The 26185-nt window shown below is 37.6% G+C and carries 29 protein-coding genes, 1 pseudogene and 1 riboswitch; of the genes and pseudogenes, 12 read left to right on the top strand and 18 right to left on the bottom strand.

All coding sequences use genetic code 11. The annotated features are described in order from the left end of the window. Together V7124_RS04580 and V7124_RS04575 are read left to right on the top strand one after the other, a co-directional pair. Positions 1–310, top strand: a pseudogene (locus V7124_RS04580) (chromosome condensation regulator); the annotation flags it as partial. A 141-nt stretch (positions 311–451) separates the two neighbouring features. Then, positions 452–643 (top strand): hypothetical protein, encoded by a 192-nt coding sequence (locus V7124_RS04575; RefSeq protein ID WP_335486570.1) that lies wholly within the window; start codon positions 452–454, stop codon positions 641–643. Positions 644–1409: 766 nt separating this feature from the next. Here V7124_RS04575 and V7124_RS04570 read toward each other — a convergent pair. After that, positions 1410–2435, bottom strand: a complete 1026-nt coding sequence (locus V7124_RS04570; protein ID WP_335414452.1) for an NADP-dependent oxidoreductase — start codon at positions 2433–2435, stop codon at positions 1410–1412. 181 nt (positions 2436–2616) lie between these two features. Between V7124_RS04570 and V7124_RS04565 the strand changes: the two genes are divergently transcribed. Both V7124_RS04565 and V7124_RS04560 read left to right on the top strand, forming a co-directional pair. Beyond that, positions 2617–3204, top strand: a complete 588-nt coding sequence (locus V7124_RS04565; protein ID WP_335486567.1) for a TetR/AcrR family transcriptional regulator C-terminal domain-containing protein — start codon at positions 2617–2619, stop codon at positions 3202–3204. 108 nt (positions 3205–3312) lie between these two features. Then, complete coding sequence (locus V7124_RS04560) at positions 3313–3819, top strand: DUF1648 domain-containing protein (protein WP_335414448.1); 507 nt, start codon at positions 3313–3315, stop codon at positions 3817–3819. 67 nt (positions 3820–3886) lie between these two features. Here the strand turns inward: V7124_RS04560 and V7124_RS04555 are convergent, their stop codons facing one another. The 9 genes from V7124_RS04555 to V7124_RS04515 form a co-directional block, all read right to left on the bottom strand. Further along, on the bottom strand, positions 3887–4471 hold the full coding sequence (locus V7124_RS04555; protein ID WP_335414445.1) for a transposase: 585 nt from the start codon (positions 4469–4471) through the stop codon (positions 3887–3889). A gap of 187 nt (positions 4472–4658) precedes the next feature. After that, positions 4659–5894 carry an alkaline phosphatase gene (locus V7124_RS04550; RefSeq protein WP_335486564.1) on the bottom strand — a complete coding sequence of 412 codons (1236 nt, stop codon included), beginning with the start codon at positions 5892–5894 and terminating at the stop codon, positions 4659–4661. Between the two features lie 305 nt (positions 5895–6199). Continuing rightward, positions 6200–7306 (bottom strand): sensor domain-containing diguanylate cyclase, encoded by a 1107-nt coding sequence (locus V7124_RS04545; protein WP_335486561.1) that lies wholly within the window; start codon positions 7304–7306, stop codon positions 6200–6202. Positions 7307–7318: 12 nt separating this feature from the next. Next, positions 7319–7403: riboswitch (cyclic di-GMP riboswitch) on the bottom strand. 45 nt (positions 7404–7448) lie between these two features. Next, positions 7449–9581, bottom strand: coding sequence for an EAL domain-containing protein (locus V7124_RS04540; protein ID WP_335486558.1), 2133 nt, complete (start codon positions 9579–9581; stop codon positions 7449–7451). 189 nt (positions 9582–9770) lie between these two features. Then, positions 9771–10961 (bottom strand): solute carrier family 23 protein, encoded by a 1191-nt coding sequence (locus V7124_RS04535; protein ID WP_335486555.1) that lies wholly within the window; start codon positions 10959–10961, stop codon positions 9771–9773. A 568-nt stretch (positions 10962–11529) separates the two neighbouring features. Then, the gene (locus V7124_RS04530; protein WP_335486552.1) at positions 11530–11676 is read right to left on the bottom strand and encodes a hypothetical protein; all 147 of its coding nucleotides are present in this window, start codon (positions 11674–11676) and stop codon (positions 11530–11532) included. Between the two features lie 67 nt (positions 11677–11743). Further along, complete coding sequence (locus tag V7124_RS04525) at positions 11744–11824, bottom strand: YjcZ family sporulation protein (RefSeq protein WP_335486678.1); 81 nt, start codon at positions 11822–11824, stop codon at positions 11744–11746. An 84-nt stretch (positions 11825–11908) separates the two neighbouring features. After that, positions 11909–12031 carry a YjcZ family sporulation protein gene (locus V7124_RS04520; protein ID WP_335486549.1) on the bottom strand — a complete coding sequence of 41 codons (123 nt, stop codon included), beginning with the start codon at positions 12029–12031 and terminating at the stop codon, positions 11909–11911. Between the two features lie 366 nt (positions 12032–12397). Beyond that, positions 12398–12580, bottom strand: coding sequence for a hypothetical protein (locus tag V7124_RS04515; RefSeq protein ID WP_335414416.1), 183 nt, complete (start codon positions 12578–12580; stop codon positions 12398–12400). A gap of 323 nt (positions 12581–12903) precedes the next feature. On the opposite strand from V7124_RS04515, the gene V7124_RS04510 reads away from it, so the two are divergent. The 4 genes from V7124_RS04510 (at position 12904) to V7124_RS04495 (ending at position 16659) form a co-directional block, all read left to right on the top strand. Further along, positions 12904–13380: a GRAM domain-containing protein gene (locus tag V7124_RS04510; protein WP_335486547.1), complete on the top strand. Its 477-nt coding sequence runs from the start codon at positions 12904–12906 to the stop codon at positions 13378–13380. 17 nt (positions 13381–13397) lie between these two features. Next, positions 13398–13961 carry a GNAT family N-acetyltransferase gene (locus tag V7124_RS04505; protein ID WP_335486544.1) on the top strand — a complete coding sequence of 188 codons (564 nt, stop codon included), beginning with the start codon at positions 13398–13400 and terminating at the stop codon, positions 13959–13961. Positions 13962–14037: 76 nt separating this feature from the next. Next, a complete protein-coding gene (locus V7124_RS04500; protein WP_335486540.1) occupies positions 14038–14586 on the top strand; it encodes a hypothetical protein in 549 nt (182 codons plus the stop codon). Between the two features lie 609 nt (positions 14587–15195). Next, the gene (locus V7124_RS04495; RefSeq protein ID WP_335486538.1) at positions 15196–16659 is read left to right on the top strand and encodes a S8 family peptidase; all 1464 of its coding nucleotides are present in this window, start codon (positions 15196–15198) and stop codon (positions 16657–16659) included. A 106-nt stretch (positions 16660–16765) separates the two neighbouring features. Here the strand turns inward: V7124_RS04495 and V7124_RS04490 are convergent, their stop codons facing one another. The 5 genes from V7124_RS04490 to V7124_RS04470 form a co-directional block, all read right to left on the bottom strand. Beyond that, a complete protein-coding gene (locus V7124_RS04490; protein ID WP_335486536.1) occupies positions 16766–18046 on the bottom strand; it encodes a TRAP transporter large permease in 1281 nt (426 codons plus the stop codon). Positions 18047–18097: 51 nt separating this feature from the next. Then, positions 18098–18583, bottom strand: a complete 486-nt coding sequence (locus V7124_RS04485) for a TRAP transporter small permease (RefSeq protein ID WP_335486533.1) — start codon at positions 18581–18583, stop codon at positions 18098–18100. A 28-nt stretch (positions 18584–18611) separates the two neighbouring features. After that, positions 18612–19640 carry a C4-dicarboxylate TRAP transporter substrate-binding protein gene (locus V7124_RS04480; protein WP_335486530.1) on the bottom strand — a complete coding sequence of 343 codons (1029 nt, stop codon included), beginning with the start codon at positions 19638–19640 and terminating at the stop codon, positions 18612–18614. A 168-nt stretch (positions 19641–19808) separates the two neighbouring features. After that, positions 19809–20804 (bottom strand): sugar phosphate isomerase/epimerase family protein, encoded by a 996-nt coding sequence (locus V7124_RS04475; RefSeq protein ID WP_335486528.1) that lies wholly within the window; start codon positions 20802–20804, stop codon positions 19809–19811. Between the two features lie 95 nt (positions 20805–20899). Next, complete coding sequence (locus tag V7124_RS04470; RefSeq protein ID WP_335486525.1) at positions 20900–21898, bottom strand: LacI family DNA-binding transcriptional regulator; 999 nt, start codon at positions 21896–21898, stop codon at positions 20900–20902. A 347-nt stretch (positions 21899–22245) separates the two neighbouring features. Between V7124_RS04470 and V7124_RS04465 the strand changes: the two genes are divergently transcribed. The 4 genes from V7124_RS04465 (at position 22246) to V7124_RS04450 (ending at position 24520) form a co-directional block, all read left to right on the top strand. Beyond that, positions 22246–22812 carry a GNAT family N-acetyltransferase gene (locus tag V7124_RS04465; RefSeq protein ID WP_335486522.1) on the top strand — a complete coding sequence of 189 codons (567 nt, stop codon included), beginning with the start codon at positions 22246–22248 and terminating at the stop codon, positions 22810–22812. Positions 22813–22850: 38 nt separating this feature from the next. Next, the gene (locus tag V7124_RS04460) at positions 22851–23054 is read left to right on the top strand and encodes a hypothetical protein (RefSeq protein ID WP_335486519.1); all 204 of its coding nucleotides are present in this window, start codon (positions 22851–22853) and stop codon (positions 23052–23054) included. Positions 23055–23747: 693 nt separating this feature from the next. Beyond that, entirely contained in the window at positions 23748–24170 is a 423-nt protein-coding gene (locus V7124_RS04455; RefSeq protein ID WP_335486516.1) for an HIT family protein, read from the top strand. Positions 24171–24295: 125 nt separating this feature from the next. Beyond that, entirely contained in the window at positions 24296–24520 is a 225-nt protein-coding gene (locus V7124_RS04450) for a hypothetical protein (RefSeq protein ID WP_335486513.1), read from the top strand. A 20-nt stretch (positions 24521–24540) separates the two neighbouring features. On the opposite strand, the gene V7124_RS04445 is transcribed toward V7124_RS04450, so the two are convergent. From V7124_RS04445 to V7124_RS04435, 3 genes are all read right to left on the bottom strand, one after another. After that, the gene (locus V7124_RS04445) at positions 24541–25080 is read right to left on the bottom strand and encodes a DUF3189 family protein (protein WP_335486511.1); all 540 of its coding nucleotides are present in this window, start codon (positions 25078–25080) and stop codon (positions 24541–24543) included. Then, positions 25064–25231 carry a hypothetical protein gene (locus V7124_RS04440; RefSeq protein ID WP_335486508.1) on the bottom strand — a complete coding sequence of 56 codons (168 nt, stop codon included), beginning with the start codon at positions 25229–25231 and terminating at the stop codon, positions 25064–25066. Before V7124_RS04440 ends, V7124_RS04445 begins: the two co-directional genes overlap by 17 nt. Before the next feature lie 215 nt (positions 25232–25446). Further along, complete coding sequence (locus tag V7124_RS04435; protein WP_335486505.1) at positions 25447–26181, bottom strand: GntR family transcriptional regulator; 735 nt, start codon at positions 26179–26181, stop codon at positions 25447–25449. Between the last annotated feature and the right edge of the window lie 4 nt (positions 26182–26185).

The following is a 26185-nucleotide window of genomic DNA, read 5'->3' as shown; positions in this document are numbered from 1 at the left end:
AACCGTGAAGGCTGTGGGTTTGAATAAAAATGAACAATGCGATGTAAGCGACTGGCGCAGTATTGTGGCGATAGCGGTGGGTAGTAATCATACCATCGGCCTTAAATCGGACGGAACGGTGGCGGCTGTGGGTTGGAATAAATATGGGCAATGTAATGTAAGTGCTTGGCGCGATATAGTGGCGATTGCGGCGGGTTGTGCCCATACCGTCGGGCTTAAATCGGACGGAACGGTGGTTGCTGTGGGTGATAATGAATATGGCCAATGCGATGTAAGCAGCTGGTGTGGAATCCAACTGCCCAACATGTAGTTTTCGAGTGAAGTTGATCTACCTATAGAATAGTAAAGATAAATCGCTACGGCGGTCTTTTTTGCTTGTTGTGAGGATAATAAATCATGATAAACTAAAAGTAACAATAATGTTCATGGAGTGGTCTAAGTGGTTATCACAATGGAAATGCCCGTATCAGGTATTGCAAATAGTTGGGACGAAACAAAAGAAGTATTTAAAAAACACGATATTCCTGTTGGTTCTAACAAAGCACTAAAAGAACATCTTCAAGATAAAGAGTTGGATTTATTGATTTCTGACCTAAACAAAACCATTGGTAGCTCTGAAGTTACCTGTATAAAAGGCGGTTGACGCGTTAAGTAAGGCACTGGATGTGCCCTTTGTTTATTGTCCTATCGGGGGCGGTTCTAATGGGTCATTTACAGAACCGTTTTCATGGTCTTGGCGACACTACTAGCTAGTTGAAATCCCCTGTTCTTTGGCTGAAAACCTATCCTGTGCATCTTTCGGCAGCAAGTCTGAACCACTTTTTCCCCGTTAAAACAAAACCGCCTCTCGACAAACTTCCCTTCGCTAAAGTCAATCAAACCCCTCCACACCAGCAAAAACAGCAAATCCAATCAAGCGTTTAATTGACAGAAAATGTACGAATCAATCGTTTGATTAAATGTCAGCAAAACCCTTTTATTAAACGAACTCAGACCAGTTTATTAGAAAATTTCCTGTCGATGATAGGTCTCAATCTTCGATAACAATTTTCAATATTAACGTATAAAAACGGCTAACCTACACATATTGACACGTTTTGATACTAATTAAACGATTAATTAAAAGTACACCCACCACTGATAAACAAGGCATTTCTATCATAAAATACGTCGAATGATGTCACCCCGAAACGCGGTTCTAACTTTGCAAAGTAAAACGCGAGAAGACAAAACTTTTTATAATCCATACGTTTAACTTGCAATCAGGATCCCGAACTGGAACTTCTTTGAATCGTTCCTTTCACCTGTTTTTAGCGATGGTTAACTCTAGGAATTCATAAGCCCATTTTCTACAATGAAAAAGCCACCAGAACCGACCCCATGGCTCCAATGGCTATTCCCAAAATCATTTATATCTGATCGTTTACAATTACTGCAACTTTACCAACGTTTTGCCCTTTGAGGTAGCTGTTGTGTACTTCGTGAAGTTGGCTGACGTCAATGCGTTTGGTGATATAAGGCTTAATCATGCCTTCATCAATCAACTCTGCAATACGAGTCAAAGCGGACGAATCGGGATGTACGGCGAAAACGATATATTCAAAATCATCCTTCGTATCCTCTGGTTCATCAAAAACAACTCCGTCTGCAAAAGCCTGATTTCCGCCAGTCTTTTGGAACATATCTTGTGCACTTGCAGCGTTTCCGTTGACAACAATTCCGCCTTTTTTCAAAATGCTCATCTGACCCTGAATTTGGGAATTTGGTGCGTTAGAAAAGTTGATAATTAAGTCGACCTCACCCTCGACGACTTCTTCTGCCTTTTCGACTTTGTAGTTCACAACCTGATCGGCTCCTAACATCTTTACCGCATCAAGATGTTCAGGAGCGTCTACGCCGATTACATAAGCACCTTTCCATTTTGCTAACTGTACAACAAACGATCCTACACCGCCGCTGGCACCATTGACAATAACCTTTTGACCCGGCTCCAACTTTCCGTTCTCAAAAAGCGTTTCCCAAGCAGTCAAAGCGGCACCAGTTGCTGTTGCTGCATCGCTAAGAGGAATGTTCTTAGGTGCTTGGGCTACATTACTGGCTTTCGTGACAGCAAATTCCCCTGCACCGCCTCCATATGCATATCCAAGGTAGGAGAAAACACGATCGTTTACCTGGACGTTCGTTACCTTGTTACCAATCTCAACCACTACACCTGAACCATCCATTCCGATTACGTAAGGCATCGGTACAGAAAAAAAGTCTTTGTACTCCCCAGCGGCAACCTGTCTGTCAGCCGGATTAAAGCTAGTTCCAGCAATTTGTATTAGAACCTCGTCCTCCTGGATGGTTGGGACGTCAATCGTAGCGATTTGCATTTTACTAGTATCGTTGTTATCAAACTCTTCTACAAGATAGGCCTTCATACTTTTATTCATGGTTTAGTTCTCCTCTCCTCGTTGAGCTAATTTTTAATTACTACTCTATTTACAATTTAATTATACTAGTTTGTGAATTTTTTCACATATGGACAAAAACGTTTGCTTGTATAAAATTTTTACACAATCGTCATTCTGACAAAAAACGTTCGTTTATGATGCCATTTATCCGATAATTGAAATGGTAAACTTAAACTGGAAGCAAAGTATTATTTGGAGGTATTCCATGTCTCTTCACGATAACACAAAGCAGATTTTTGCAGATACACTTACAAACTTGCTTAAAACCATACCATTTAACCGAATCACGGTACAACGGATTACAGATACCTGTGGCGCAAGCCGTCAATCATTCTATTATCACTTTAAAGATAAATACGAACTTGTAACTTGGATCTACAAAACGGATTCTGACCGAATTGTCAACACTTCTCCCACGGCAAGCTGGTGGGAAATCATCAGTGCCATCCTCGAGGTAATGGAACAAAAACGTTCCTTTTATGTAAAAATATTTAGAGAAGAGGGGCAAAATAATCTCATCGACTACCTTGTTGCATATGATGTAGAACTCTATACTCGGATATTAAGGGAACGAAAAGAGGTTATCAGCCTTGATGATTCTCTTCTATTTTCGATTGAATATCACTCATATGCCTGCGTTCATATGACCAAACGTTGGATAATGCAAGATCCCCATAAGGCGCCAAAAAAATATGCACAAGAATTACTTAGTGTGATGCCATCAAACATCCGGGAATTACTCGTCTAGATTTGTAAATGTCTTTTATGTTATTTAAAAAAATTGTGTTTGTTGATGTAAAAAAATATATTTTAAGGTAGTTTTTTAGTTAGGGGCATAGTAAAGGAGTTGCAGAGGATGTCAAACTCTTGGAAAAGACCTAAGATTAAAATATCGAAAACGAAGAGTGAGTGGCTCTGGGATATACTGGGGTATTCATTCTATTTAGGCTCGTTTATCTTTTTAATCTACAATTGGAATAGGCTTCCTGATAAAGTACCAGCTCATTACAATCCTTTGGGTGAAATTGATCGTTGGGGTTCAAAAATGGAACTTCTAATATTGCCGATAATTGGTGCATTTATTGCCGTTTTAATGCAAGTATTAGAAAAATTCCCAGAATCACATAATTATCCAGAACGATTAAATCAAGAGAATGCTAAAGAGTTCTACTTAATAAGCCGAAAAATGATAAATCTATTAAAAAATATTTGTCTAATCACCTTTACATTACTATTATTTGAATCAGTTTCAATTGCAATAGGCTGGGGAATCAGTTTTGGAGTATGGTTTCTACCAATTACAATAATAAGTGTGTTAATCCCGATTATAGTAGGAATAATTAAGCAAAAAAAAGTTAGATAACTCTCCCTATCGCTTTAGCAAAGGGAGAGTTTCTATTATAAAATAAGTCGAATGATGACACCGCGAATCAATGGTTGAATAGTTCATATCTAGTGGGAATTTTTGAAGAAGGCAACACGAACGGGCCTTCTACAAATTTGCGGTAACTTTCTTTTTGCGGCTCTGGAAAATAGGATAATATCTTAGTGGTGGTAATATGAGGATTTTCGGAATCTGAAATATAAGCAAGATAACTGCTCCAGCGATAATCATTAGGAGAACTCACCATTTTTGCGTCTACAGGATTCAAATGAATATATCTGCTGACTTCTAAAAAATAATTTGCGGTATCAATAATTTCTGCACCATAGCGTCCTTGAAAGACGTGACCGACAAGGTCGTGTCGCTTATTAAAAAACATGGCATATCTTGAATTAATCAGTTTCATCATTTCTTTGGGATGATGGTTAATCGTTTCAATTTGGAGATGAATATGATTGGTCATGAGGCAATAAGAGTGGAGAAAAAAAGGAAAATAACAACGAGCTTCTTCAAGAAACTGTAAATAAGTCTCCCGATCAAAGTCATCATAAAAAATTGTTTCCCTACGATTACCACGGCTTGTAATATGATATACGACACCCGGAAACCAAACACGATGTTTTCTCGACAACTGGACTTAACACCTCTCCTTCTTCAAATTTCTCTGCCTATACATTATTCAACATCATCCTCCATTTTCCTCCCAAATTCGATAAATAAAATGAAGAAATAGAAAGAAAAAAAGGCAGAGAGCATCACATCACTCTCCACCATCACCGCGTTAAACTTTAGCCGAGTGGGGGTCTGACCCCCAAAAGTTAATCAATCATCTCAAACAACAGCTTGGCGATATCACTATTTTCCATTCTTCCACTAAACTTATGTTTATTTAATCCATATGCATAGATGGGGACATCCTCACCGGTATGGCCTTTTGTCGTCCAGCCGGTACTGGAATAGTGATTGATGATGTTAATAAGAGCCTGTTTGGTATCCCCAACTTCCATTTCTAATGTTGTTTGAATGGTCTTCCAGTCTTCTTGATGAAGTGAAAGGTGCATGTGACGTGTGATCCTTGATAATTCCTTTGTTTTATGCAAATCTGCTGCAATCACAGCGGGGGTTGATTTGATGGACCTGATCACTGCTGGATTCCATTTATAATTATCATTTCGATCGATACTCATTCCGCCAGTGGAGTGGTCAGCTGTTGCAATCACGATGGTATCATCACGCTCTAATGCAAATTGTATCGCCACATGAAAGGCTGACTCAAAGTCTTTAAGCTCACTCATGGCTCCCACAATATCATTGTCATGCCCTGCCCAATCAATTTGGCTTCCCTCTACCAAAAGAAAGAAACCATCTTGATTTTGCTGGAGGCGTTTAATTGCAGCCTTGGTCATTTGCGAAAGAGAAGGTACCGTTGTTGCATAGCGATCGAGGTGTTTAGGAAGTTCGATTGGTGCAAATAAGCCTAGTAATTTCTCGTTCCGATCTGCTAAAAGTTCGATGGAATTTGTAGCATAACCAAAACCATTTTTTCTAAACTCTTCAACAAGATTACGGTCATTCCTAGAGAAGTAGGAGGTTCCTCCCCCTAACATCACATCTATTTTGTGCTCGCCATTGATTCGTTCATCCAGATAATCATCAGCAATTTCATGATAGTTTTCCCGGGATTCATGGTGTGTAGCGAACGCCGCAAGAGTAGCATGATTGATTTGACTTGTTCCAACTAGCCCAGTAGATTTGCCACGAAATTTGGCATACTCTAAAATACTCGGAACTGCCTGCTTTTCACTATTCAATCCAAGGGCACCATTATAGGTTTTGTACCCTGTTGCTAAAGCGGTACCAGCTGCAGCCGAGTCTGTAATATTACTTTTGGCGTCCAATGAATAGGTCGATTGTGTGCCCACAAAATAGTGATCAAATAAAGTAGGCTTCATAAGCCCCAGTCGCGAGTCATGATTAAAATAACGGAGACCTGTCGTGTACGAAAAACCCATCCCATCCCCAATTAATAAGATAATATTTTTTACCTTCTTCATTCTGTTGAATGGATGGTTTAACATGGAAGGCATTGTATTTAAACTAAAATCACTTACCTGTACGGTGGAATGTAACAAATCAAACAGCACCTTTCACATTTAGGTAGGTATTTCGTCTTCACCAAACCAACGTAATCAAGCAACGTCACTCAAGTTATAGCACAGAATAAGAATACTTTTTCTTGAAATACAATTGTTTTACAAAAACTCAAAACATTCTTAATAATCCATGCCGAAAATTGCAAAAAAAATAACCCTATTCCAATAAAGAACTAGGGTTTTAAACTTTGTTATCGTTTACCGCGTTAAACTTTAGCCGAGTGGGGGTCTGACCCCACTATTTGATAATTATTTTTCCCTCGTTGTTTCGCCTGATACATAGCCATGTCAGCATTATGAATGAGCTCGGTAGCTTCATGGCCGTGTTGTGGATATAAGGCTATTCCAATGCTTGGTGTAACTCGAACTTTTTTTCCATATATAATAATAGGCGAACTAAGACTTTCAATCATTTTTTTTGCAACCATTGTACACTCATGATGATTTACGTTATGCAGTAAAACGATAAATTCATCTCCAGCTAACCTTGCAACCATACCTTTTTCTGCTACACATTTTTCAAAGTAAACACTAACATGTTTTAGGAGGATGTCCCCTCCTTCATGACCAAGAGAATCATTCACATGCTTAAACCCATCTAAGTCAATGAACATTACACCAAACGTCATACGATTCTTTTCTGATGCTTTCAGCAATGGAACGAGCTGATCCATGAAGGCTCTTCGATTTGGTAAACCCGTCAACGCATCTTGATAGGCTAATCGCTTTACATTTTCAATTTCGCTCTTTTGTATCGTTATATCTCTAGCTATCATTTCTCTTGCGGATTGTCCTTTGAAATCAATTTTAGTCGATTTAAATTCTATGTCAATTAAGGCTCCATCAACTCTTTTTATTCTGATTTGCTCGTTACATTCACTATCTGGTAATTTATCTAAGTGCTCCTCCATTTTTTTCAAAAGGTCCTTAGAATCATGATGGACAAATTCACTTATGTTTCGATTCAATAATTCACTTGTTGAACGTGAACCAAATAAATTGGCTCCAGATTCATTAATATAGAGTATTCTCCCTTTATTATGAATAATGATGGAGTCTGGGGATAATTGAACCAAACGTTTATATTGTTCTTCTTCATCTCGTATTTGATAGATAATCTTCCTACCTGTTAACAAAGCCCAAAACATTAAAAAAACCTCTAAAATTGGGCTAATAAAATCTACAAATAATTCAAATGTCCCCTTATCCTCTATGTTAAAAATGCGAATAATTGTAGTATCAAAGAAATCCAATAATGAAGACAATATGATTAATATTGAGATGATTATGATTTTTTTAGAAAATAACTCCATTGTTTATCTCCCTTCGGTAGACCAGCCATCATAACAATAATGCCTTAGATCTGTGTCTTTGCGTCCCCATCTTTTAATAGGTTTGCCTTTTAAAAGTCGATAAATTATGACCTCAATTTAGGAGAATGCAATAGCTATAATACTACTTAAAATACTGAGATTTATCTACACTCACTTTTCTATATGGTGGCAAACTTGTACTATTATTTAATAACAAAATAAAAGAATTAAGAAGCTTAGAAAGTGCAGCTTGCTCTTCTTCGTCAATACTAAACTCAATACCATACTCCAGTAAATCCTCATTTATTTCTTCTTTCCAAACGATAATCCCCTTCAATGTAATGGATTCCCCAAGGAGTTCTGTTTTAAACCGATAGATTGCATCACCTCTTGTAGGTAACGTCAGATTAGAGATAAATCGTAGACCACCAATACTGATATCTTCAATTAATACCTTTGACACTCCTAATTCCGTGCTTCGTCCTGCAATGGATACAAGTTCCATGTCAGCCTCAAGCGGAGAGGGGAAATTAAGGCGATAATGTTTTCTCTTGCATTGTTTCGCTTTTTGTTCAGAATCAATGGGTAGCAATACTCTTCTCTGTAAAAGTGCTTCAAATTCATTAATGGGGACAGGATGACTAAATAAATAACCCTGAATTTCATGACATTGTTCTTGTTGAAGGATCTTTAATTGTTGAATCGTTTCTACACCTTCTGCTACTACTTTTATTTGTAATCCCTTTGCCATAAAAATGATTGATTTTATTAGATGCATATCCCGATCACTATCGTGCATGTTTCGTATAAATGATTTATCAATTTTAATCACATCAAATGGATATCGGGTTAAGTAGGATAGGGAAGAATAGCCTTTTCCAAAATCATCTAACGCAATCCTTATTCCTAACTCTTTTAACTTGTAAATGGATCGTTTAACATTATCATTATTATTTAATATCGTACTTTCTGTAATTTCAAATTCAATCTCATGCGGAAGAATGCCTGCATCTCGAATAATCTTAGTAACCCTGCTATGCAAATCTTTCTTCATAAAATGAATAGCAGAAATATTAATTGAAATAGGTACAAAGTGTATTTTCCTGTTTTTCCAGTTTTTTATTCGATGACAAACCTCATTAAAAACCCACTCGTCTATCTCCATAATTAAACCATTCTCTTCAGCAATTGTAAGGAATTCAGCTGGAGAAATCAGACCCCATTCGGGATGATTCCAACGGATAAGAGCTTCTGCACTAATAATTTGATTAGAATTGGCGTCCACTCGGGGTTGAAAATATAAAATCATTTCCTTATTCTCTACTGCTTTTTTTAAGTCCCTTGCAATACTGTAGTTTTTAAAGGATTGAATACTACTAGAGTGTGAGAGAAAATAATAATTATTTTTTCCTTTTTTTTCTGACTTCTGTAATGCAAGACTAGCATTTCTCAATATTTCCAAGCTTGTTAACCCGTTTTCGGGGTATGTACTAATACCAATACTTGCTGTGATATATAATGGATAGCCGTTTATAGTAAATGGTTCATTAATACACTCAATGATCTTATTTACTAGTATTTTCAGGTCCCCAATCGACTCTATGCTTTCAATTAATACCACAAATTCATCGCCGCCAAGGCGAGCAAGCATATCTTTTGATGATAAAGGTTTTTTTATGCGATGAGAAAATAATCGTAACAGCTCATCTCCAACTTCATTTCCGAGTGTATCGTTAACATATTTAAAACCATCAATGTCCAATTTCATAACTGCAAAACCATTTTCGTTGTTGTCATGCTCGTCTATTAGTTGCTCTAACTTTTTAATGAACTTATTACGATTGGGTAGATTCGTTAAAGAATCATAATGAGCCAAGTATTGAATCTCTTCTACTAATTGCTTTTCTTTTTCCAATACAGCCTCGGAAATCTCTTGTAGGATTACATAAACATATTTGGACACTTGATTTTTAATTGGAATAAGTATGATCATAACTTCTATTGGTTTTCCGCCTTTTGGGAAACCAGTGGCGTTAAACTTCTGAGTCTTTCCAGATAGGGCATTTTCAAAGCATTTCTTTAACTTTAACGAGGAATCTTTTAGTAGATTTTCTAAAAAGGGATTTTCTAAATCTTGTTCATTAAAACCGAATTGCTTCACAAATACTTGGTTATAAGAAAGGATCTTCCCATTAGCATCTAATTTAACTACAGCATTTAAATAGTCGTAGACTTCTGAATTAAAATCCCCTTCATTTATAAACCCTTTCGTCATTAAACCACCCTCACATAGAAATTTATTAAACATAGTAAAATGGGAATTAGTTAGTTGGATAGTTTAATTATACTACCTTTTCCATCGTTTCTAAATTAGAAATTATAATATGTGAAATAAATGAGGGCCCCCTTTAAAAAAAATAACCCTATTCCAATAAAGGAGTAGGGTTTTAAACATTGTGCCCGTTTACCGCGTTAAATCTTTAGCTGAGTGGGGGTCAGACCCCGTAAAATTAGGTACAAGCCAATGGATGAGCAATCCGGCAATGGTAGCGTATGCAATACCATTATGAGCTAATCCGATTCCGATGATGAAGATAATCGCAACAATGACCAAATTTTTCATATTAGCTAGACTCACTTTTTCCTCAATGAGGTGACGAATCCCCATTGCAGCAATCATACCAAACAATAAGATACATATACCGCCCATTACCCCAACTGGTATGGATTGGATGACTGCTCCAACTTTCCCGAACAAACCAAGAAGAATCGAAAGAACCGCAGCGCCTTGAATGATCCTACTGGAAAACTGGCGTGTGATGGCTAGAACCCCGAGGTTTTCAGCATATGTGGTTTGCGCCGGTCCGCCGAGGAATCCGGAGATAAAGGTGGCAAGACCATTACCCACAAGAATACGCCCGAAACCAGGATTTTTTGTAACGTCTTTCCCCGTGATCTCGTTTAATACAAACATATGACCTAAGTCTTCGATAATCGTAACAAGTGCAATCGGTGCCATGCCAAGGATGACAGCCCAAGTGAACTCAGGCATCACAAAATCCGGAAGCGCAAAAACGGGTGCATCCGCAATGGTTTGAAACTCCACATAACCGCGTACAGCAGAATAAATATACCCGACTAAAAGTCCGATGATGATTGGGAATAGGCGGATCACTTTAGTGCCAGCTAGTGTCGCAACAATGGCTGCAAGAAGGCTCACGATGGCAGCATCCCAGCTTACCGATGCCATATTGGTGACAGCCGTTGTCGCCAAGGAAAGCCCGATAATGCTGACAACCGGCCCGACAACGACTGGCGGAATCGCTTTTCGCACTTTATCAAAACCGACTGTAGCAATGATAAGTGATACGAGCGCATAAACAACGGATACGCTAATAAGACCAGCAACTGCTTGACCCGGTGAATTCAACTTCCCTACATACAACGCAAGTGGAGCAATAAACGCAAAAGATGAACCTAGGTAAGTAGGTACCTTTCCGCGTGTAATAAGGTGAAAAATCAAAGTACCTACACCGCTGGCAATAAGTGCACTTCCTGGATCAAGACCCGTGAGTGCTGGCACCAAAACGGTTGCACCAAACATTGCAAACAAATGTTGTAATGATAATGGTATTGCACTTAGGAATTTTTTCAACCGTGCTTCCCCCCTTTAATAGTTCTTCTATTATATATTTCTACTATCATGAATTAGGGCTGAATGCGTTTTCATTTTATTAACCATCATTCCATCCAATGTAGGTTAGGACGATGTTCATTGCAAGTGTCGTTCAAAGCTAGGACGTTTTACCTCAAAGGAATAAGGCCATTACGAATACACCCATTTAACATACCTGTGGTAATAGCATTGTTTAATCATTCTTTGATTTTCATTCATGTCCTCCCTTCAAAAGATGACAATCAAACGACACATACATCCCCCCCTCACTACTAAGTTAATACTACGACATTCAAATAATATGCTATTGGAGGGAGCCTTATGACTCTTGTACTATTTTAAGCGAGGGGGAGATCAACATTATTTTTATGTAGTAAACCCAAAGAAAATCATTCTTCGGGTTTAGAGAAAAACTTGTCGGGTTCAAAGGTACTTTAGATACGGAAGGTTACAAGAAAGTAAAGCTTTTTTTCAACCTGCCTCATAGCTCAATAAGCCCAGCTTCCTTTGATGCAGAGGCTCCTGGAAATACCGTTTAATCATTTGCTCAAAAGAATCTGCGTCTTCTTCTTCTCTCAATTTCAAAACGTCTTCTTCTCTCAATTTCGATTGCTATTACAATGGGGAAAAACCGTCTTCTTCTAAAGCGGTCACGAAAAAACAAGTCTCTTCGACCAAATCCCAAAAAAGGCATTTAATGAATCCTCCTTAAAGTTTATAAAACAAAAGGGCAGAATAAAAACCAAACTGTCCTGTACAATTTAGTAGAAGCCCATGAAAGAAGTTCCGACAATGATAAGAAGAATAAACAATACCACGATTAACGCAAAAGAGTTTCCCATTCCATCAGCCATATATTACACCTCCAACAATGCTTATTAAAAAGAGCTTTGAACAAAGTCCAAGCTCCTACCGGTTCGTTTTCATTAACAAAAACTAGAAAGCACAATAATCAACAGAATGAATAATACCACGATTAATACAAAGCTACTGCCGCCATAACCGCCGCCGTAACCATAACCATCACCGTAACCACATGAGCCCCACATATCTTTTCACCACCTATTAGAATATCTAATTTAACACTCTCACTGTGTATATATATTCCTTAAGACAAGGGTGGATTGGACAACTATCATAGTGTAAGAATAAAATCAGCGATTAGCTTAAACAATTTTTTGAAATGAAAAGATCGACTGTGATGAAGATCTTTTGCTTCGACTTTCTAAGAGATTCCAATCAAAAACGCAGGCCCGTTAAAAGGTCTGCGCTTTTTTGCATACTTGAAAGACTCTTTTTATCTTGGTGCTTGACAGCTTGGGCATGTACTATGACTTGAATCATATAAAAGGGCTTTGTTATTTACCATTGGGAGACATGTAGAGAAAAATACGGGACACATATCGGCATCCCGCTCATAGATATTTTGCCCAATAGTAGATCACATAAATCCAACTCAAAAGTCCATGGAAGATTGCCCATGGGATGGATTTCCATGCTGTATATGAAATAATCATCGCCAAACACGTACCGAACGATATTCCCTTTTTAATCGAAGATTCGACCGTTCGATTCCGTTCACTTTTTTCTACATTCATACACTCCCACCTCTCTTATTGAAGCAAGCCTTACAGCGCCTCCAGCTATGCTGTTTGCTACCATTAGATTCACCTCTGCGAAAATTAATAGATGTATATACATATTCTATATTTTTTTACCTATCTCCTTTAAGCATTTGACTACTATCTGTGAACAATATGTAAAACTACCGCGTTAAACTTTAGCTGAGTGGGGGTCTGACCCCAGGGAAGTTGCGAAGTTGCGACTTTACAAATAAAGGTAGATAATTAAATTCATAGAGAAAGTTTGGCTAAAATGTCTGCAGGTATAGCTACAGTTGCCTTAGGAGGAGAGAGTTTACATGTCGTTAGAACGTGATGAGTGGCTAGATGGAGAAAGGATCATCCTAGAACGTAAAGCGAATTTGATGATTAACATTAAGGATTATGGGATGAAAAAGAAGTTTACTCCATCTAGTCAGGAAGCGATTGGAGGAAAGCTCTATTTATCGAATTATCGACTTATATTCAAGTCCCATCCCATTAATCGAGTAAAGGGAACGTACAGTATCCTATTACCAACAGTTCGTTCCGTAAGAGATTCCTCCGGTCTATTAATGAAAAAAATCGAAGTGAATGTAAGCGGAAACTCCTTTGAGTTTGTAGTATGGGGAAGAAAAGAACTGTTAACCAAAATAGAAGAATTGAAAAGCAACCTATCTGATCAAGAAAAACGGTGGCTTGAAACCATAACATCCGATCATGGAAATGGATTAGTCAGGTTCAAGGAAATGGATAAAATCGTGGATATGATCATTAAGATAGGCAAAAGCATCTAGAATCGGCATTTGAGGCAATGCGGGAAAGCTTGAGTAGACCGCCAAAAAGGGAGTTGGAAAAAATCATGTACTTTAAGACTGAACGTCTAAACACAAGAAGATTTGTATTAGAGGACCTAGATGATTTCCACGAAATGCAAAGTAATAATAATGTTATGAAATATATCCTTGGAAGAGGGAAAACAAGGACAGAAAATGCAAACGAATTATGTAAAATAATCAACAGTTATAACGAAAATAATACGGATAGATTAATCATGGCGATTTCAGAGATCAATGATGAAACTCATACATTAATCGGTGCTTGTGCGGTAGCTAAAAGTGAAAATGGAGAATTTGAAGTTGGATATAGGTTTTCTGAAAAACATTGGGGAAAAGGATATGGTTCTGAAATTTTGAATGGATTACTCCAATTTTGTCTTAATGAGTTAGCGATAAATAAGATAATTTCTATTGTTGAAAAGGCAAATATTTATTCAGTCAGAATTCTTGAAAACTCCCCTATGCAGTTTATAAGAGAATATGAAGAAGAGGACACGCGTAATTTGGTTCGACTTTATAAGTTAGAAAAAACGGTTTAATTTGAATGTTTCAATCCTAACGTGTTTTCAATAATAAAAGTGGATACACTACTGTTATTTAAAGGAGGACAGATCAATGAACACACGGGAAATCAAAGTCCAAAAACAAGGCTGGATACCAAAAAAGGAACGCATATGGGTAATAATAGCAATGATTATTGCTGCTTCGTTCATGCTTTGGGAAATCAAGGGACTATTACAGCTTTCATTAACCACTCTGCACAGCAGGCAGTTCGAACATACCTTTAAAGGATTAGGCTCCAACGCAAGAATGGCCTTATTTTTTGTACTTGCTTATTATGTGCTTCTTCGTGTTATTAAGCTTCCTATATTAAAAGGTCATAGCAAGGTTAAAAAATGGATGTCCACTTTGCTGCGCTTTGCCCGAAAATGGCATACTCCCGTAGCGATTATCGCTATTGCTTTTATTATCTTGCATACGGTAGCAGTCTTTATGCACGGCTTCAAATTTGATATTAATAATATAAGTGGATTGCTTTCCTTGCTAGTCCTACTTCCAGTTCCTATATCGGGTCTATTTCGCTATCAAAGAAAGGACCGGAAGTGGCATTTGCGGTCTGGTGTGGCTTTTGCGATTCTATTTTTGATTCATTCTGTTATATGAGTATCTCCATAGCTAAAGCTATGGGTTTCAAAAAAAAGCATTATTGTCTTTCTTTGTGAAGAATTACAATCAAACAAAGGGTGGGCAGCGAGGCAGTTGATGAGTTAAAGAAAGGCACTGGATGTGCCTTTTTTTATTGTGCTATCGGACGCGGTTCTAATGGTTCAATGGCAGCGCCGTCTTCGTGGTCTTAGCGACACTACTGGCTAGATGAATTCCCCTGTTCTTCGGCTGGAAACTATTCAGAGCATATTCCCGGCAGCTCAAACAGAACCACTTTTCACCCGTTATGGAAGTTCTTTGGATGGTGCCTGTCACCAGGATCCTCTACCACGTATTTTCCTCTTTAATATAGACACAGTAAAACTTTCATTATAATTCAACATTATTAGTTAATTTCTAACACAACAGTATTACTTACCCAATAGAACCCCACTTCCTAATTCCATGTAAACAAGGAAGAAGCCATCAAATCCGTCCCCACTGTCCTAATAATTTGTCAGAATTTTATGAAATTAAAATCCACCAATCGACAACCAGATTGAGGAGTGTGTAATAGAATGAAAATGTTCTAGAAATACCATTATATTACATAAGGGAGAGTTGTGGATGAAAAAAAAGAAACTAGCCATGCTATCTATTTGTTCTGCTCTATCATTTTCTTTACTTGTTGGGGTTCAATCGAATCAAACAAAGGCTGCACCGGAACAGGAACACTATGTCATAGCTTATAAAGGAAAGCTGCCTAGTAATTTCTCAGTAACCATCTCGAAAGCGGGAGGAACGATTGAAAGAGTTATACCCGAAATTGGGATTATTGAGGTTGCCTCCTCAGAACCAACCTTTCTCTCAACTGTTCAAAAGGATACCAACATTCAAACCGCTGGAAGAGAACTAGAAGCATACTTAGAAACCGATCCGGATGATAATATAAATTTTGAACCTGGAACTCCTAATGGGGCGAAAGTTACTTTAGATCCAAATGCAGATTCCTATTGGGACAGACAATGGGACATGCAGCGCTTAACGCACGATGGCGATTCTTATGATTTAAATGACGGCAATGAGGATACAGTTGTGGCAGTAATTGATACGGGTATCGACTTTAGCCATCCAGATTTAAAGGAGAATGCGGACCTTGCCGGTTCAAAAACCTTTGTACCTGGAACGACAGATGCATGGGATGAAAATGGCCACGGGACACATGTCGCCGGATCAATTGCAGCAAATGGGAAAGTTAAGGGAGTTGGACCTGATTTAACAGTCCGCGCCTATCGAGTATTTGGTGCTACCGGGGGAGCCCAGCAATCCTGGATTACCGATGCGATTGTTGCTGCTGCCAATGATGGGGTTGAAGTTATCAATATGTCCATCGGCGGCTGGCGTTGGATGGCCAATAATTTAGGCGAAAAAGGTGATTCCGCGTCAATGGTTGCCTATCACCGTGCAATTCAGTATGCCATCCAAAAAGGCGTTACAGTGGTTGTATCTTCAGGGAATGATTCCAAAGATCTAAACAATTTACATGATATGCAAGCCTATTGGAAGGACACTTACGGATTAGACATTAAGGGGCCATCCCGTGTCGTTCCTGCTCAAATTCCTGGAGTAATCACAGTTTCATCCTCTAATGAATGGACAACAAACGGTATCGCATTCTACTCCAATTATGGAAATGCAATTGACGTTGCAGGTCCTGGCGGCGATAATGGTCCGTTATATGATTCCTTATATCGTAGTAATCCAAAGGGCAACTATTTAGATAAGCGCGATTTCACCTATCGTACACTATCCACATATCCTTCTTATTCGGTAGGAGGAGGAAATGCAACCACACAATTTAGTGACGGACAATGGCATGGATATTCTTATTTGCACGGAACATCGATGGCTGCACCAAAAGTTGCTGGAGTAGCTGGTGTTATCAAAGCAGCACATCCTGAATACTCCCCTGCTCAAGTAGCGGCAGCAATCAGACAAAGCGCTCTTGACTTTGGTAAAGTCGGATCAGACCCACTTTATGGAGCTGGCGAAGCCAATATCTATAACTTCTTATTGAAGGATAAGAAGTAAGAGAAAGACCACTGAGAATCATCTCAGTGGTCTTTCGGCATACCCCGGTACACAAAAAAGTTCCTTACCATTGAGTAAGAAACTTTTTATTTCACTTAGGTATTAGTTATCCATATAACATATCTGGAAGAAATAAAACGACCTCCGGAAAAAGTGTCATGAGTAATACGAAAGCTATGATTAACAAGAAAAAGGGTGTGCTTGCTTTCAAGAAATGGTTAAGGTTCATGTTAAGCATGGTTTTAAGGGTATACATACCAATTCCAACGGGTGGTGTTAAGATACCTATCGTGACGATAATGGTCACAACAATACCGAAGAACACTGGATCATAACCAAATTCTTTCGTGATTGGAATTAAGATGGGTGCCAAAAGAATGATGATAATAGAGCCATCCATAAACATTCCAAATATGATAAGGATTAGAACAATGATGGCTAATCCGATAAAACTATTGGACGTAATTCCAGTTATTAATTCTGTTATCATTTGCGGAACTTTATCGATTGGAATCCCATATCCGAAAATGGCAGACATCGCTATCATGAACATGATGACGCCAATCGAAATGACTGTCTCATTTATGGCATTCATTAATGTTTTGAAATTTATCTCCTTATACACAAACACGCCTACTAGTAGGACATATGCACATGCAATTGCCCCTATTTCAGTTGTTGTAAATAGTCCAAATCGTATACCTACTAATAATAAAATAGGAAACATGATCGCCCATATAGATTCTTTAAGAGATAGTAAAATATCTTTTAAACCTGCTCTACTAGAACGGGCCGGGGATAAATTATAAACTTTAGAGGTCATCCATACCAAAATCATTAAAAATATAGTCATATATATTCCAGCTATTAATCCAGCTGAAAATAGCCTTCCGATTGAAACGTTTCCAATGGTCCCATATAGGATTAAGCTGATGCCTGGCGGAATCGTAACGACCGCTACTGACGAATAACCGATTATCGCACCGGTATATCCTTTAGGATATCCCTGCTTTTCCATATCAGGTCCTAATATTCTAGAAAGCATGGCAATATCAGCATTTGCTGAACCGGAAATTCCACCCATAAGCGCAGCTAATACCACACTAACCTGTGCGAGTCCCCCCTTCATATGTCCCACTAATAACATAGATAAAGAAAGTAATCGACTCGTAATACCCGACAAGTTCATTAAACTTCCGACGAAAATGAATAATGGTATGGCTAGCAAGTTTAAATTTTGAGTCTGATTTAGAGCTACCTGAACAGTGGTTGTAATCGGGAGCTCCGGATGTTGAAGAAAGAAGGCAACACCTGAAATCCCAATCGCAAAGCCAACTGGCATTCTTATAATCAAGAAAATAAAAAGCAGAATAACGACAAGTACCATCTATAAACCCCCTTTCTTCAAAGAACAGTACTGTTCTTCCTCTGATAAAACCTAAAGTAAAGTCTGATTTGTACCTTCAATACTCTTTTCCACAAACGTTCTATAAAGTAAGGTGATGGTCATGCATAGTGCTGATACCGGAATACTTAATGTCGCCCAGGTGAAACTTAGAAAAGGAATTCCTGAGAATGAACGATTCCACGTCGTAATGGACAAATGGGTTCCATAGTAAGTCATTGCGATAAGAAAACCCAATATGAGTAAGAAGCTAATGGTTTGAAATGTTTTTTGTATATTCTTATGCAAGAGATTGAAAGCAACGTCTACATCAACAAACTCTCCCTTGCGAAAAGCCACGTCAGCTCCAATAAAAACTAACCATGCAGACGCTAGTAAGGCAATATCATATCCCCAACTGACAGGATGACCAATAGTTCTCAATACTACGGCAATAAATAGTATAGATACAATAATAGCAAGCAATATACCACAAAATACTTGCTCAATATTGCCTAACAATTTATACATACGTTTCATAGAGTTACACCCGTCTTTTTTCAGATTATTACTTACCTAATTCTTTAAAAATTGCATCTCTTGCTTCTTTTAACTTGAAGTCATCGTATACTTTACTTCCTGACTTTTCAAAAGCTTTTAAGTCCATTTTGTCAGCAGGAATGATCTCCATTCCTTTATCAATTAAACCTTGCTTATATTCCTTTTCTTTCTTAGCAATTTCTTCAGAAATCTCGAAACCAGCATTATTTGCCTCTTCAACTAAAATATCTTGATACTCTTTTGGCAAATCACTGAACCATGGAGCACTGATAACAAGGAAATTCATTTGGTAAATATGTTTTGTTTCCATAATATAATCCGCTACCTCATTAATGTTAAAATCATAAGCAGCTGCATAAGGTAATTCAGCTCCATCTACTAATCCGGACTGAAGTGCATTGTATACTTCTCCATATGGCACACTTACAGCTGTACTTCCAAGCGAATTAATGGAAGCTTGCCAGATTGGGGAACCAGCAGTACGAATCTCGAAACCTTTGAATTCCTCAGGTGATGTTCCCTTTTTATTAGCAAATACATTTCGGTAGCCCTGAACATAGCCAAAAGAAAGAACTTTTAATTTGTGTTCATCTTCTAATTTCTTTTCCCACTTACCAACTACTTCAGAGTCTTGTAATTTTTTAATCTCATCTAACGTTCTTAGGAAATAGGGTGCATAAAATACTTGAAATTCGTTAACATAGTCCCCAAGACGAGCTGGATCGGATAACGAAGCCAAGTTTGTGCCTGAACGCATTTGCTCTAACATATCCTCATCCGGTCCCAATTGACCGTTTGGATATACTTCAATCTTAAGATCGCCTTTTGTTTTTTCTTCTACTAGCTCTGCCCATTTTAGAGCCGCAGCATGATAAGGCTCTGTTTCAGTATGCTGATGCCCATAGCGCAGCGTGTAAGACGGATCCTTTTTGGAAGAATCCTTTTCGGAAGCCCCCGTCTCATCACTGCTGCAGGCTACTAAAAACATTACCAATCCAAAGAACATTACCATCATCATGACCTTCATTTTTTTCATGCAACCCATCTCCTCCATTCAATTAGTGAAACGTATCTATAATTGGGTTTTTCTGTAATTTTTATCCAAATAAACTAGAATGTATGGTATAATAGAATTGGTTAACTTTGTTCAAGGTAGAGGGAAATTGGGTTTCTCCTCTTACCTTGTTTTTTTAGGTGTTTCATTTCAAATGGAACGGGCACCTAGTGATGTATTTAGTAGATTTTCAGAAACCAAAATCCGCTGGATGGCGATTGCATCTTTATTGGCAATAATTTCATTGATTTTTCCTTCTCCAATATTGTCTATTAAATTAGACAATCCATTAAACAATTCAATATTGGTTTCAAACTCTTTTACTGGATCTTCTCGTTTCGGGAAGGTGTCAAAGAAAATGACATCGTCATAATTATACTTTCGCATATAATAAACAAATTCAAGCGTTTGCAATAGATTTACGGAAGCGAGCATCAAGCCGTCATCATGGCTGCCGTATCCGTCATTTAAATGAAAACCAAACAATCTTCCTCTCTCCGCTGCTAATGCGAGTGAATAGGCCGGATTTTCTTTTTTCATAATCATATGAGCAAAATCTAATGTAACACCAAGATTGTCACATTTCGCATCTTCAATCGCTAATAAGGTTGTGCCAATATCATTAATGAAATAAAATTGTCTTGGCTCATACGGTTTATATTCAATGCTTATCTTCATGTCCGGATGCGCTTTAGCAACATCTGCAATACTATCAACAATCATCCTCCATGATCTACCATAATCAGCTTGGAACGGATAATCAAACCCATCAAACGCCGACCAAATGGTAGTAGTCGTTCCACCCATCTCTTTACATGTTTCAACCGTTTCATGGATTAAGTTTAATGCTTTAGCCCTAATTTTCGGATCAGGATTTGTTAACTCTCCACCAATAAATTCATCTTCAAATCTTGTCGCAACACCGCTAGTAGCTAGACCTTTACTTTCGATATATGCTTTTAGTTCTTGTACCGAGTGTTCCTTGAAATGCATTGGATAGTTTGGCTCAATATGTGTAACACCCTTAGCTGTTGCCATACGATCAATACAATCTAACACCGAAAACTCCACTTTCTTCTCATCCCAGAACAGTTCTGGCTTTTCCATAAATGATTGCAATCGTCCAGTAAATTTCCACTTTTTCATCGTAATCCTCCTCTGATTTACTTTCTATTAATCTTCTAAAATCACTAATCGGCAACCCTCAGTCGTAAAAAAACATCACCTCCTAAATTGTGCAATTAATGCTCTTCCCTTACTGCTTTTGTTGTTCTTCTGTCTATTAGTTGGACTTCTAGCTTACTTACCTCAATCTCTTTTCCTTCAATTTTGTTTATTAACATTTTCGCCGCAATTTTCCCCTTTTCCAGAATCGGTTGTCTTATCGTGGTCAGTCCAAAATTTCCAGCCAAATGAATGTCATCAAACCCAACAACTGAAATATCCGTTGGGACCTGCTTCCCTCTTTTTTTAATCGCCTCTATGGCACCAAGAGCAATCATGTCACTGCATGCAAAGATCGCAGTAGGCAGTTCAGGTTGGCTCATAACAATTCCGAAACCGGTTTCAAAAATTGGCTCACCTTCAAAAATAAGTTCTTCCTTGGGGGCGATTCCTTTTTCTTTCAGCGCATCTCGATACCCCTTCAAACGATGTTTATTACTAAGTAGCGTACTAAAGCTATTGATGATCATGATGTTTTTATGCCCTAACGCTAATAAATGTTTAACTGCTATCGAGGCTGCATGATAGTTATCAATATCAATATAGCTATGATCGTCCAAACCTGGTAAAACAGTCGTGCTGATAAACGGAGCATTGATCGCTTTTAATTTATCAACAATTTTCTTATCCTCTACACCAGGGCTTAGTAAAACAAAACCATCTACCATATGTCTCTCAAATACATCAATATAATCATCGTTTTCAATATAACTAAACATTAGATAGTAACCTTGCTCCGTTATTTCAGTCGCTATCCCATGCAGTACTCTTGAGTAAAAAGGATTTGTGTAGATATTTCCAGTTCCCTGTGGTGTAATCAGACCAATTGTTTTCGTTTTTCGATTTGAAACTGCAGTAGCGTATGCGTTTGGTTTAAAGCTATACTCATCCATCACCTCCAATACTTTTTTCCTTGTTTCAGGACTTATATCCGGTTTGTTATTAATGACTCTTGACACAGTCGTCTTAGAAACATTTGCTAATTTAGCAACTTCAGAGATTGTAATTCTTTTCATTTTTTGTACCACCTATTTTTTCGGAACCGGTAACGGAACCGGTTTCGGTTATCTTAATGTAAGTTTATCCAATCCGTTTTTATAAGTCAATATTTTTTTAATATTCTAATTTTTCTCGTATAATCTCTGTAGCCGGGATGGTGCCAGCTTTGTTATTAACCCTCATAACTTTTATCTTTATTCAACTAAAGGCTACAAGGATTTATACAAAGTGAACATAGTATGGTCGCTTTTTTCTTTGCAAAATTATCAATAAAACAGTCGGAATATTATGTTAGTATTGTTATAGAGATATTATGCTAACGAAACAGTACAAAAAAAGTAAAATAAAGTGAGGAACGGCTACTATGACCATTGATACTGATACATTTCCCGTACTTGAGACTAAAAGATTAGTATTAAGAAAAGTTACAAATGAAGATGCGAACGGCATTTTGAAATACCTGTCTGATGAAGTTGTAATGAAATATTATGGATTAGAACCTTTTAAATCAATAAACGATGCCTTGGATGAGATTTCTTGGTACCAATCAATACAAAACAACAAAACGGGGATTAGATGGGGAATTACATTAAAAGAGCAAGGAATTGTTCTTGGCAGTTGCGGTTTTCATAACATTGTCTCTCAGCATTTTCGTACTGAAATTGGCTTTGAATTGAGCAAAGAGCAGTGGGGAAAAGGTATAGCTCTGGAGGCGGTTGAAGCTATACTAAGTTACGGATATGAACATATGAATTTTCAACGGATAGAAGCATTAATTGAGCCACCTAATCGAGCATCACAAAAGTTAGTAGAAAAATTGGGTTTTATCAGAGAAGGATTATTAAGGAATTATGAATTTACAAATGGCAAATTTGATGATTTATATATGTATTCTTTGTTGAAGCAAGACTTAAATAATAATAAATCATGATAAACTATGAGTAAAATAATATTCATGGAGTGGTATGAGTGGTTATCACAATGGAAATGCCCGTATCAGGTATTGCAAATAGTTGGGACGAAACAAAAGAAGTATTTAAAAAATACGGCATTCCTGTTGGTTCTATTAAAGCACTAAAAGAACATCTTCAAGATAAAGGGTTAGATTTATTGATTTCTGACCTAAATAAAACCATCGGCAGCTCTGAAGCTACTTGTACAGTAGGCGGTTGACAAGTTAAATAAAGGCACTGGATGTGCCTTTTGTTTATTGTGCTATCAGGCGAAGTCTAATGGTTCAATTACAGAACAGTCTTCATGGTCTAAGTGACACTACTGGCTAGTTGAAATCCCCTGTCCTTCGGCTGAAAACCTATTCCGGTTCATCTTTCGGCAGCAATGCTGAACCACTTTTCATCCGTTAAAACAAATCCGCCTCTCGACAAACTTCTCTTCGCTAAAATCAATCAAACCCCTCCACAACAGCATAAACAGCAAATTCAATCAAACGTTTAATTAGCTGAAAATTTACTAACCAATCGTTTGATTAAATATGGGCAAACCCCTTTTATTAAACGAACTCTGGCCAGTTGATGAGAAAAATTTCTGTCGATGATAGGTCTCAATCTTCGATAATAATCTTCAGTATGAACGTATAAAAACGACTAATCTACACACATTGACACGTTTTGATACTAAATAAACGTTTAATTAAAAGTACACTCAACAATGATAAACAAAGAGTTCCTATCATAATATACGTCGAATGATGTCACCCCTAAATGCATGGAAATTCCCTGGATGGTGCCTGTCACGTTATGGTTTGTCACCTTATGGTTTTGGACAAATCTTGGTGAGTGACAAGCACGAAATTTGGGGTAAAATAAAGTAGTGTGAAAATCAATATATAGATAGGGATGAAGGAATATGGAATTAAATAAAGATTGTATGTATTGCATGAAGGATGAAAGACGGGACGAGATTATGATTGAAATTTGTGACTTAGAGGTTTCTACCGTTTTTCTTTTTAAGGAACAGACGTATACCGGCCGTTGTAATGTAGTCTATAAGGATCATGTAAAAGAACTATATGAACTAGAAAGCCAGGAGTTAGCAGCTTATATGAACGATGTGAAAAAGGTTGCAGCCGCTGTGGACAAGGCTTTCCAACCTGGTAAAATTAATTACGGGGCGTATGGTGATAAAATGCACCACCTACATATGCATATTGTACCAAAGTATGAAGACAAAGCAGATTGGGGTTCCACTTTTCAAATGAACCCAGGAAAAACATATTTAACAGAAGCAGAATACAAGGAAATGATCGAAACAATAAAAAACTCACTGTAATGCAATAAGGATGGTGCCGCTTGCCACCATCCTTTTTTCTTTTAGTTTCATTCATAATCACTGCAAACCACTTGTCCAACGGCTTTCGCTACAGCACATGAAAAAACAAAACGAGGGTGAAAAGAATGAACGTGACCGTTGAAATTCATTATGTATCGAATGACAACAAAGTGATGCAAAGAGGAAAATTTCGATTAAAAGGACGGAAAGCCGAAGTGACAGCTAACGAGTTTTGGAAGATGATTAAAGCAGAGCATCCTTTTAACTGTGAAATTGAAATGGTAAAAGTTGATGGAGTAGACGTTACGGAAAAAGTGAAGGCATTGCAATTCAAAAACTTGTCACCATAGCCCGTTAACACTTTACTGCTTTAAACTTTAGCCGAGTGGGGGTCAGACCCCTTATACATTTTATTTTCTAAAATAATCACATTTTCATTAAAAGAGGTCCTGCCAACATGTTTTGTGTTTTCAACTAATCGATAGACATTATCGCAGCATTGTTTTGCACCTTTTATTAAAAACGGTACACCAATAAAGTCGATTTTCAATCCTCTCGAGAAAAATCCACCTATTGATAATGCAATGGGTACAGTTGGTGATGTATTAGAGAGAACGATTTTTTCATCAAATTGATGCTTTTCTTGTAGTAGTAACGTCAATTCTTTTAATGCTGGTACAACATATTTGTTCCTTTTCCGCCCGAGTGTATAAACCGAGTTGCCCTCATCATCCGTCCCGTGAAAAATAATTTTCCCAAAATCCTCTTTCGTTAATTGATTAAAATTTTTAACATTCAATATTTCTTCCGTGGTCAGTTTCCGTTCCGATTGTGGTAATTGTTTTAAATGATAGGCTGCAGCCAAAGACGTGGTATGTGTCCCTCCATAATCATTATAAATATAAATCATAGAACCCACCTAACTTCATTTTATATCTATTTTTATTATTGGCATTTATACTTTTTTCATTCAAACTTAGATTGGTTTCACTGTCTACGGGGTTATCCTTGGCACCCAAAACGTTTAAAATCAAGGAGTAACCCCCTGTTCTTCCCTTCAAACCACAAAAAGAACAAAAGCCAACGAGAACTGTCCTCATTGGCTAAAACTTCGTAGTTGAATTCATTACATCGCGTTAATCCTTTACCGCTTTAAACTTTAGCTGAGTGGGGGTCTGACCCCAAACCTTAAAAATACAAAAATACGCCTGAGCACTGAAAAGGGCACCTCCATTTGGAGCGTGCCCTTTTCTAACTTTCTCAACTGATTTAAGTATTATTTGTATATATTTAATTTTATCTTTGAGAACTGTTGCGGGATATAAAATTTATTATGCAGGATTGGATATTCCGCATGATTGTATAGGCTTTCCAATAGGATAAAGCATTCATTTTGGCCGATTAATTTTTCATTTTGATCGGCTAAATTAACGGTATGTGTATATTTTATTTCCATTTCTCCATGGTTGGCATCCTTATACACTTGATTCTCTAGAAAATCCAGTAGTTGTTTCTCATTATTTAAGTCCAAGGATAAACGTTCTACTGCTTCCATGGACATAAACGTAAACGCATAGGCTACTAAATCGTTTCCGTTTCGATACAATCGTTCAACAGCAACGACTGTAGAAGAATCTCTTTTTAAAATCTGTTTCGTGTATTCCGTATCCTCATCGAGTCGATAATGTGTATCGATCCGATCAAATGTACTGATATGGCACTTATGCATGGGGTTACTTAATTTTTCTAATTGAACTCCCTCTTGTTTATAAAACGAATCGATTACAAAATTCCCCTTCCCGCGTATATTCCTAACGATTCCATCATCCTGCAAAAGTGCTAAAGCTTGTCTTAAAGTGGCACGACTAACCCCTAGTTCTTTTGCTAAATCTGGTTCTGAAGGAAGCTGGCTGTTCACAGGGTAGACTCCTTTCGTAATTTGAAGAAGAAGTTCGTCATATACATTTATATAAAGTGGTTTTTTTAATTTATCTAGTTTAGTTGTATTCATTCAT

Origin of the sequence: Neobacillus niacini (assembly GCF_036961885.1) — a bacterium.
Classification (GTDB): Bacteria; Bacillota; Bacilli; order Bacillales; family Cytobacillaceae; genus Neobacillus; species Neobacillus niacini_H.
This window is presented reverse-complemented; position numbering and strand designations above follow the sequence as displayed.

Excerpts from the sequence above, each read along its gene's own strand:
- V7124_RS04575 (WP_335486570.1), top strand. The coding sequence starts at position 452 with ATGGAAATGCCCGTATCAGGTATTGCAAATAGTTGGGACGAAACAAAA.
- V7124_RS04570 (WP_335414452.1), bottom strand. The coding sequence starts at position 2,435 with ATGAATAAAAGTATGAAGGCCTATCTTGTAGAAGAGTTTGATAACAAC.
- V7124_RS04565 (WP_335486567.1), top strand. The coding sequence starts at position 2,617 with ATGGTAAACTTAAACTGGAAGCAAAGTATTATTTGGAGGTATTCCATG.
- V7124_RS04560 (WP_335414448.1), top strand. The coding sequence starts at position 3,313 with ATGTCAAACTCTTGGAAAAGACCTAAGATTAAAATATCGAAAACGAAG.
- V7124_RS04550 (WP_335486564.1), bottom strand. The coding sequence starts at position 5,894 with ATGAAGAAGGTAAAAAATATTATCTTATTAATTGGGGATGGGATGGGT.
- V7124_RS04545 (WP_335486561.1), bottom strand. The coding sequence starts at position 7,306 with ATGGAGTTATTTTCTAAAAAAATCATAATCATCTCAATATTAATCATA.
- V7124_RS04540 (WP_335486558.1), bottom strand. The coding sequence starts at position 9,581 with ATGACGAAAGGGTTTATAAATGAAGGGGATTTTAATTCAGAAGTCTAC.
- V7124_RS04530 (WP_335486552.1), bottom strand. The coding sequence starts at position 11,676 with ATGCCTTTTTTGGGATTTGGTCGAAGAGACTTGTTTTTTCGTGACCGC.
- V7124_RS04525 (WP_335486678.1), bottom strand. The coding sequence starts at position 11,824 with ATGGGAAACTCTTTTGCGTTAATCGTGGTATTGTTTATTCTTCTTATC.
- V7124_RS04520 (WP_335486549.1), bottom strand. The coding sequence starts at position 12,031 with ATGTGGGGCTCATGTGGTTACGGTGATGGTTATGGTTACGGCGGCGGT.
- V7124_RS04515 (WP_335414416.1), bottom strand. The coding sequence starts at position 12,580 with ATGAATGTAGAAAAAAGTGAACGGAATCGAACGGTCGAATCTTCGATT.
- V7124_RS04510 (WP_335486547.1), top strand. The coding sequence starts at position 12,904 with ATGTCGTTAGAACGTGATGAGTGGCTAGATGGAGAAAGGATCATCCTA.
- V7124_RS04505 (WP_335486544.1), top strand. The coding sequence starts at position 13,398 with ATGCGGGAAAGCTTGAGTAGACCGCCAAAAAGGGAGTTGGAAAAAATC.
- V7124_RS04500 (WP_335486540.1), top strand. The coding sequence starts at position 14,038 with ATGAACACACGGGAAATCAAAGTCCAAAAACAAGGCTGGATACCAAAA.
- V7124_RS04495 (WP_335486538.1), top strand. The coding sequence starts at position 15,196 with ATGAAAAAAAAGAAACTAGCCATGCTATCTATTTGTTCTGCTCTATCA.
- V7124_RS04490 (WP_335486536.1), bottom strand. The coding sequence starts at position 18,046 with ATGGTACTTGTCGTTATTCTGCTTTTTATTTTCTTGATTATAAGAATG.
- V7124_RS04485 (WP_335486533.1), bottom strand. The coding sequence starts at position 18,583 with ATGAAACGTATGTATAAATTGTTAGGCAATATTGAGCAAGTATTTTGT.
- V7124_RS04480 (WP_335486530.1), bottom strand. The coding sequence starts at position 19,640 with ATGAAAAAAATGAAGGTCATGATGATGGTAATGTTCTTTGGATTGGTA.
- V7124_RS04475 (WP_335486528.1), bottom strand. The coding sequence starts at position 20,804 with ATGAAAAAGTGGAAATTTACTGGACGATTGCAATCATTTATGGAAAAG.
- V7124_RS04470 (WP_335486525.1), bottom strand. The coding sequence starts at position 21,898 with ATGAAAAGAATTACAATCTCTGAAGTTGCTAAATTAGCAAATGTTTCT.
- V7124_RS04465 (WP_335486522.1), top strand. The coding sequence starts at position 22,246 with ATGACCATTGATACTGATACATTTCCCGTACTTGAGACTAAAAGATTA.
- V7124_RS04455 (WP_335486516.1), top strand. The coding sequence starts at position 23,748 with ATGGAATTAAATAAAGATTGTATGTATTGCATGAAGGATGAAAGACGG.
- V7124_RS04450 (WP_335486513.1), top strand. The coding sequence starts at position 24,296 with ATGAACGTGACCGTTGAAATTCATTATGTATCGAATGACAACAAAGTG.
- V7124_RS04445 (WP_335486511.1), bottom strand. The coding sequence starts at position 25,080 with ATGATTTATATTTATAATGATTATGGAGGGACACATACCACGTCTTTG.
- V7124_RS04435 (WP_335486505.1), bottom strand. The coding sequence starts at position 26,181 with ATGAATACAACTAAACTAGATAAATTAAAAAAACCACTTTATATAAAT.